We start from the raw sequence: 7,365 nt of genomic DNA, 5'->3' as shown, positions 1-7,365 counted from the left end.
CCCACCCGCGAAGGCAAGCTCTACGTCTGCGCGATCAAGGAGGCTCTTCGAGGTTCAGCGTGGTGAGGGTGTTCACGCCGCCGTCCGGGTCGGCGCGTAGGCCGTGATCCTGGATCGGTAGTTGTCGTGGTTGCGGTACCCCCGGCCGGCTCGCTTGAAGGTCTTGGCGTTGAGGTTCGCCGCCTCGGTCCGGGCGTTGGTGATCCGGGTCCGGCAGAAGGTCAACAGCTCGCGTCGCCACGCCTTCAACGTCTTGAGTAGCCGCTCGGCCTCGGGGAGGTTGCTGGCCTTCACTGCTCGCTCCAGGTGTGCCCACTCGCGGTGGAAGTCGTCGATGTGCCGGGTGGCGAGCAGTTGTCGGACGTGCTCCTTGACGCCCCACGCGAGCTTGAGCTGCAGGTCGGAGTCGAGGACCTCGTTCAGCCGGGCTCGTTGCCGGGTCGAGAGCCGGCTGCTGTTGGCGAGGAGGAGTTGGCGGTAGCGCCACGCGGTGTCGACCTTGCGGCCACGACGCTGCTCGGTTTCCCAGATCCGGCGGCGTCGCACGGTGGTGACCATGTCGTTGGCCAGCCGGACCACGTGCCAGTGGTCGACGCTGATCTTGGCCCTGGGCAGGCTCTTGCGGATCGCGGCGCGGAACTCACTGGACATGTCCATCGCCACGTACTCGATTCGGCGTCGCCACCAGCGGGGCCGGGCGGCCAGCCACTGCTTGACCGCAGGGCCGCGGCGACCGTCGACGACATCGAGGATCGCGCCGGTGTCCAGGCCGGTGAGCATGATCGACCACGGCTCGACCCGAGTCACGCCGCCGTCGTGGTCGCGCACGTAGCGCACGCGGCGGAACCGGTGCTCATCAACGCCGAGGCGTCGCACGAGCCGCTGTTCGGGGATCGTGGCCAGATCCACGGTGCTGGTCAGCAGACCCATCACGGTCGGCCACGACAGGCCCGACTCGACGGTGACCGCGTGGATGCTGCGAGGCTCGGCCCGCAACGATGCCAGCGTCTTCTCGGCCAGCCGCGTGGTGAACCGGGCCCGGAACGGCAGCTCGTCGGTCTCCTCCACGAACGTGGCCCGCGCGCACGCAGCCTCCTGGCACCGGAACCGCCGCTTGCACACGCGGACCTCGAGTGCTTCGCCACCGCAGGGCACGTCCTTGACGACCTGGACCGGGCGGGCATGGATCCGGCCCGAGAGCACTCCGCAGTCCGGGCAGCCGCCCTCCGCGGCGACGGCCTCGACCAGCGCCCACCTGCCGGCGTCCTCGCTGTCGGGATCGACGTGGCCAGCGGCCAGCACCCGGTAGCCGGGCAGGTTGAACAGGATCGACGCCGCGTCAGCATCATGCGTAGGCTTCAACAAGCTCGTGGTCCTCGTGGCTGGATGTCTCGACAACACCCATGCTCACGTAGGGCCACGAGCCCTCACATCAGCAGGCCACCACGCTCAAGTTCGAAGAGCCGCCTTTCTGCGGTCGTAGTAGTCACTCCCAGCCCGGGGTTGCGCAGTTGCACGGCCATGGCGTCAGAATCCGGTTAATCTGCCGGTTCCCAGTCCGCGACAACCCGGTGCCGGACATGGTCACCAGATGAAGCATCGACGGGTGCAGCGCCGTTCCAGGATTAGGTCGGGTTCGATGAACCCGAGAAGTGCCAAGTTGGCGGCCTTTCGTATTCAACGCCACCGATCGTGCGTCCAGCCAGCGCCACGTCCCTACGAATCCGCTGGCTTCACTCCTCCTCTGGGTGGGCCTGCGCCGCCGGACGCCATTAACACGTTACCGAAGGGCTACGGCCAGAGCTCTGAAGGAAGTGTCACGCTGTCTAGGCACCCCAACGCTCCGTCGGCCGCGGCGATAAATTCGTCGGGAGCGTTACCGACCGCATCGGCCGCATGGGGCGTGAAACGACGTGCTGCTTCGTTCCCCACCAGCAAAGTGGTGGCTCCGTCATGTGATTGGTGTACCAACCATGCAGCGTTGTCGTCGTCGAACGAGGCCAGCAACCAATACCAGTCGCGATCAGGCATGCGCGCCCGCCATGCACTTTGAGGAACATTGCCTTCGACAACACGCTGAAATTCAGGAATGTCGAGCGGCTCGCAATCGGCCGTGATCTGGATCAGACCCACTGCACTATCCCCGTTACTTGGGGCCCCGATCGACTTCGACGGCACTGAACCACAGCCAAACGACAATCCGAAAATTAGGGGCGCCCACACTAAACCGAAGGTAAACTTCACACCTGTAGCACCCTGCGGCGGTATTGCGCCCATTACGGAACAACCTCCACCCAGAATGGATCTCCATTAAGAACGCGCTTGGCTCTGAACAGCTGGTTATTTAGAGCACTTCCGGAGCGCCTATTGTCAGCCGAAGAAATTCTTCGCACGCTGCCGTGTCACAAACGTGTCAATCGGCCTCTTGGCCCTCATAACGTACAGTGGCTCTGACCAACATTCCTGCTGGTCAGAGCCACTGTCGTCGGAGCCGCCTGTCGGAATCGAACCGACGACCTAGTCATTACGAGTGACTCGCTCTACCGACTGAGCTAAGGCGGCGTCCGCCGACCGTGGGTCGGCGACCGCGGAAGCATACCGAGCGGGCCGCGGGGAGAGCCAATCGCGTCGGTCAGGCGGCGGCGGGGACCTGCGGCCGGGCCGAGCGGCGGCCCGTTACGAGCGTCTGGGGCGCGGAGCACCAGCAGGTGAAGTGCACGACGATCCCGGCGTCGGTGTTGTCCAGCGCGGTGACCTGGCTGGGGAAGATGAGCTGGCGCTTGTGGCAGGCAGAGCAGTGGTGGGCGAACACGGTGGGCCTCCTCCGGGATCTTGGACGAGTTGCTGACACCACCATTCTCGATCGGTCAGCGCTCAAGGGGTAGGCTCACTTTCCAGTCTGATCCATAGGTTGCACCTATGGATCCGCTCCGGCCGAGGAGGATCCGATGCTCTCCCTGCACCAGCTCACCTGCTTCCTCGCCACCTACGAGCACGGCTCGCTCACCCGCGCCGCCGAGGAGCTCGGCTATGCGCAGCCGTCGGTGTCCGAGCAGATCCGGTTGCTGGAGCGGTCGCTCGGCGTGCAGCTGTTTCGCCGCGTGGGTCGTGGCGTCGTACCGACCACCGTCGCCGACTCCTTCCGCCCCCACGCCGAGCGGGTGCTGGCGTCGGTCCAGGAGGCGGAGCGCGCGGTCGCTAGCGTGCGCTCCTTCGAGACCGGCACCATCCGCTTCGGGATGTTCGGCACTGCGCGCCTGTACGCCGGAGCAGGGCTCGTCGCCGACGTGCTCGAGCGCCATCCGGGCGTGCGGGTCGAGCTGATCGGCCAGAACTCACGCGACGTCCACGAGGACCTGCGTCGCGGGCGCCTCGAGGCGGCGATGATCGCCGTCCCCGGCCTGTCCAGCGAGGGCATGACGATCACGCCGGTCGCGCGCGACGAGCTCGTCTATGTCTCCGCGCACCCCGACCGGCTGCACGCGCCCCTGACCCCCCGCCGCCTGGCGGACGCGTCACTGGTCATGGCCGAGACGACCTGGCGCGCCACCGACTCCACGCGCATGGTCCTGCGGCAGATGCTGCACGAGGTCGGCCGCAACCCGATCACGCGGATCGAGGTGGAGGACGTCGAGACCGCCGTCGAGCTCGTCGGGCGCGGGCTCGCCGACACCGTCATCAACAAGGGCGCGGCCAGTCAGCTCCTCCCCCGGCTCGCGCCCGAGGCGGGCTGGGTGTCGCTGCGCCCCCGTCAGTACGACACGATCGCGATCGTGCACCGCGCCGGCGCGACGCTCTCCCCGGCGGCGCGGCTGATGATCGAGCTCGCGACCGCTCGCATCCAGGCCATTGCCGAGCCGGTCTGACTCAGCACTCGAGGCCGTCGTCGGGGACCTCTCCGTCGATCAGGTAGGCGTGGACGGCGTCGTCGACGCACGCGTTCTCCTGGTTGTAGCCGGTGTGGCCGTCGCCGTCGCGGCTGATCAGCACACCCGACTCCAGCTGCTCGGCCATCGCCACCGCCTCCTTGTAGGGCGTCGCCGGGTCGCGGGTCGTGCCGATGACGACGATCGGGGCGGCACCCGCACCGTCGATCACGAGGTCGGGCTCGTCGGTCGACTCGAACGGGATGCCGTGGCAGGCGGTGAGGCCCCACGCGAAGACCGTGCCGAAGGTGGGCGACACCTTCTCGAAGTCGGCGATGTTGGCCTCGACCTCGTCGGTGCCGATCGACCACGGGTCGTCGAGGCAGTTGATCACCGAGATCGCCTCCAGGCTGTTGTCCTGGAAGGTGCCCTCCTCGCGGGAGGCATAGCTGTCGGCGAGCAGCAGCAGCGTGCTGCCGTCGCCGTCGAGCGCCTGCTGCAGCCCGGCGTCGAGCGCCACCCAGTAGTCCTCGGCATAGAGCGGCGTGATGATGCCATAGAACGCCAGCCCGACGCTGAGGTCGCGACCCGCCGCGTCGTCGGTCGGCAGCGGCTCCTCGTCGATGTCGGCGATCAGGCCCTTGATCGTCGCCAGGGCGGCGTCGACCGAGTCACCGAGGAAGCAGCCGGCCGAGCTGCTGATGCAGTTCTCGACGTAGGCCCGCAACGCGACCTCGAAGCCCTCCGCCTGACTCAGGGCGCCATCCCGCGAGGAGATCGACGGGTCGACCGCACCGTCGAGGACGAGTCGACCGGTGTTCTCCGGATAGAGCTCGGCGTACGTCGCCCCGAGTCGCGTCCCGTAGGAGAAGCCGAAGTAGTCCAGCTCGTCCTCGCCGAGCGCCGAGCGCAGGACGTCCATGTCGCGCGCGGCCTCCACCGTGCTGACGTGGGCGGCGACGTCGCCGGACTTCTGCTCGCAGCCCGCCCAGAAGTCACGCGAGCTGGCCTCGAAGTCGTCCACCTCGGCCGGGGTGTCCGGGTCGGGGTCGCCCGCCAGCTGGGCGTCGAGCTCGCTGTCGGAGAGGCAGTCGACCGGCGAGGAGTCGCCGGTGCCGCGCGGGTCGAAGCCGACGATGTCGTAGGCCTCGAGCAGCTCGTCGCCGAAGTAGTAGGAAGCGTCGCGCGCGGTGTTGGTGCCGGGCGCTCCCGGACCGCCGGGGTTGACCACCAGCGAGCCGATCCGGTCACCGGTCGCGGCGACCCGCTCGACGGCGAGCTCGATCGAGCCCGCGCCCGGGTCCTGGTAGTCGATCGGGACGAGCAGCACGCCGCACTCGTTGTCGCCGCAGCCCGTCCAGGCGATCTCCTGGTCGTAGAAGTCGTCCAGCTCCTGCATCTCGGAGGCGGCCGGGGTCGGCGTGGCGTCGGCCGACGTGTCCTTGTCGTCATCGCCGCCGTCGCCGTCGCGGTCCAGCAGCAGCACCGTGCCGACGCCCATCGCCGCCACCAGCACCAGCGCCCAGATGACGCCCACCGCCACCATCAGTCTCTTGTTCATCCGCGGGTCCCTCCACAACCGGGACGCCTCATCGCTGGGGCGCCTTCAATGCCACCATCATCGACTCCAGGGCCAAGGCGACGGGCACATTGAACTCCAGCATCTGCTCGCGCGCACCGAAGATCCACCCGATCCGCCGCAGGTTGAGCTCCGGGGTCGAGGTGTCCACCACCTGCTGGACCTGGTCGCGGATGTCCTCGTTGACCAGCTCACCGGGCGCATTCGTCGCGACCGCGATCGCGTCGCGATAGACCGACATCAGGTCCGTCAGCCCCCGGTCGACGACGTCGAGATGGCGACGCTTGGCCCGGGTCCGCTGCGCCTTCTCGAGGGCGGCCAGCGCCGGCCCGTACTCACGCGGACGACGGCCCCGCTCCACCACGCCGTAGGACGCGTCGAGGTCGGACTTCTCCTGCGCGTCCAGCTCGGCGGTGATCGCGTCGGCCTCCTCCTTCGCCGTGGAGGCCAGGCGCGTCGCGGCGTCCATGCACCGGCCCAGCGACGTCAGCCGGGCGGGCATGGAGACGACCTCCTGCCGCCGCGTCCGCACCTGCTCGTCGAACGCCAGCGCGCGGGCCCGGCCGATGTGCCCCTGGCTCGCCCTCGCGGCGTACGACGCCAGCGGCCCCGGGATGCCCTTGTCGGTCAGGAAGCCGGCGACCTCACGGGTGGTCGGGGTCGAGAGGGTGACCAGGCGGCAGCGGGACCTGATCGTGGGCAGGACGTCCTCGACGGTCGGGGCACACAGCATCCACACGGTGCGGCCGTTGGGCTCCTCGATCGCCTTGAGCAGCGCGTTGCAGGCCTGCTCGGTGAGGCGGTCGGCGTCCTCGACGACAAGGATCTGCCAGCGGTCGCCCATCGGGCTCAGCGAGGCGCGACGGACCAGCTCGCGGACCTCGTCGACGCCGATCGACAGCTTCTGCGTGCGGATGACCTGCACGTCCGCGTGGGATCCGGCGAGGACCGTGTGGCAGGCGTGGCAGGTGGTCGGGCAGTCGGGACCCGCGCCGCCGTCGGCGCACTGCAGCGCCGCCGCGAACGCGATCGCCGCGTTGGAGCGGCCGGATCCCGGCGGACCGGTGAACAGCCAGGCGTGGGTCATCCCGTGACCCGACACGGCCTTCTCGAGGGCGTCGACCACCGGACGCTGACCGACCAGCGTGGACCAGATGCTCACGACCGCACCGCCTGCGCGAGGAGCGGTGCGACCCGCCCGCTGATCGCCGTCGCGATCTCCTCGATCGGGGCGCGCGCGTCGAGGACCAGGTAGTGCTCCGGGTCGCGCGCCGCGAGGTCGAGAAAGGCCTGGCGCACCCGCTGGTGGAACTCCAGCGACTCCCCCTCGATCCGGTCCCGGCCCTCGAACCGGCCCAGACCGGCCGACGGCTCCAGGTCGAGCACGACCGTCAGGTGGGGCCGCAGGTCGCGGGTCGCCCAGCGCGCGAGGTCCTCGAGCTCCGCCGCGTCGAGCGCGCGGCCGGCGCCCTGGTAGGCGAGGGTCGAGTCGACGTAGCGGTCCATCACGACCACCTCGCCCCGGGCGAGTGCCGGCTCGACGAGCGAGGCGACGTGCTCGGCCTTGTCGGCGGCGTAGAGCAGGAACTCGGTGCGCGGGTCGAGGTGACCCGTCTCCGGGCTGAGCACGATCCGCCGCATCTCCGCCCCCACGGGGGTGTCGCCCGGCTCGAACGTCAACAGCACCTCGTAGCCGTCGGCCGCCAGCGCCTCGCGCAGCAGCCGCGACTGCGTCGACTTGCCACCGCCCTCGCCGCCCTCGAAGCAGACGAACACACCGGTGTCGGTGTGGCGGCCGGGCCGGTGCTCGAGGGGGCGGGAGGTCACAGGGCGAACCTAGTCGACGGTGCCGACGCGCATGCCGGTCGGTCGTCGAGTAGCAGGCGAGCGCCAGCGAGCCGCGTATCGAGACGCCCGCAG

At 69.1% G+C, this 7,365-nt stretch carries 7 protein-coding genes and 1 tRNA gene; 1 reads left to right on the top strand and 7 read right to left on the bottom strand.

Annotated features, from left to right (window positions below):
• Positions 1-72 precede the first annotated feature (72 nt).
• The 4 genes from E9934_RS17640 to E9934_RS17620 form a co-directional block, all read right to left on the bottom strand.
• Entirely contained in the window at positions 73-1,365 is a 1,293-nt protein-coding gene (locus E9934_RS17640) for an ISL3 family transposase (protein WP_136564215.1), read from the bottom strand.
• A gap of 426 nt (positions 1,366-1,791) precedes the next feature.
• Positions 1,792-2,133 carry a hypothetical protein gene (locus E9934_RS17630; RefSeq protein ID WP_136564214.1) on the bottom strand — a complete coding sequence of 114 codons (342 nt, stop codon included), beginning with the start codon at positions 2,131-2,133 and terminating at the stop codon, positions 1,792-1,794.
• 356 nt (positions 2,134-2,489) lie between these two features.
• A tRNA-Thr gene (locus E9934_RS17625) sits at positions 2,490-2,562 on the bottom strand.
• Between the two features lie 70 nt (positions 2,563-2,632).
• On the bottom strand, positions 2,633-2,812 hold the full coding sequence (locus E9934_RS17620) for a hypothetical protein (protein ID WP_136564213.1): 180 nt from the start codon (positions 2,810-2,812) through the stop codon (positions 2,633-2,635).
• Between the two features lie 136 nt (positions 2,813-2,948).
• Between E9934_RS17620 and E9934_RS17615 the strand changes: the two genes are divergently transcribed.
• Positions 2,949-3,866, top strand: a complete 918-nt coding sequence (locus E9934_RS17615; protein ID WP_136564212.1) for a LysR family transcriptional regulator — start codon at positions 2,949-2,951, stop codon at positions 3,864-3,866.
• A gap of 1 nt (position 3,867) precedes the next feature.
• Here E9934_RS17615 and E9934_RS17610 read toward each other — a convergent pair whose 3' ends face one another.
• Genes E9934_RS17610 through tmk form a run of 3 tightly spaced genes read right to left on the bottom strand, consistent with a single transcriptional unit; the run spans position 3,868 to position 7,272 of the window.
• The gene (locus tag E9934_RS17610) at positions 3,868-5,427 is read right to left on the bottom strand and encodes an alpha/beta hydrolase (RefSeq protein WP_136564211.1); all 1,560 of its coding nucleotides are present in this window, start codon (positions 5,425-5,427) and stop codon (positions 3,868-3,870) included.
• A 28-nt stretch (positions 5,428-5,455) separates the two neighbouring features.
• On the bottom strand, positions 5,456-6,607 hold the full coding sequence (locus tag E9934_RS17605; RefSeq protein WP_136564210.1) for a DNA polymerase III subunit delta': 1,152 nt from the start codon (positions 6,605-6,607) through the stop codon (positions 5,456-5,458).
• Positions 6,604-7,272 (bottom strand): dTMP kinase, encoded by a 669-nt coding sequence (gene tmk / locus E9934_RS17600; RefSeq protein ID WP_136564209.1) that lies wholly within the window; start codon positions 7,270-7,272, stop codon positions 6,604-6,606. Before tmk ends, E9934_RS17605 begins: the two co-directional genes overlap by 4 nt.
• Between the last annotated feature and the right edge of the window lie 93 nt (positions 7,273-7,365).

Source organism: Nocardioides caeni (genome assembly GCF_004912195.1).
Lineage (GTDB): Bacteria > Actinomycetota > Actinomycetes > Propionibacteriales > Nocardioidaceae > Nocardioides > Nocardioides caeni.
Note: the sequence above shows the minus strand (reverse complement) of the source record. Positions and strands in the feature narration are given on the sequence as shown.

Excerpts from the sequence above, each read along its gene's own strand:
- E9934_RS17610 (WP_136564211.1), bottom strand. The coding sequence starts at position 5,427 with ATGAACAAGAGACTGATGGTGGCGGTGGGCGTCATCTGGGCGCTGGTG.
- E9934_RS17615 (WP_136564212.1), top strand. The coding sequence starts at position 2,949 with ATGCTCTCCCTGCACCAGCTCACCTGCTTCCTCGCCACCTACGAGCAC.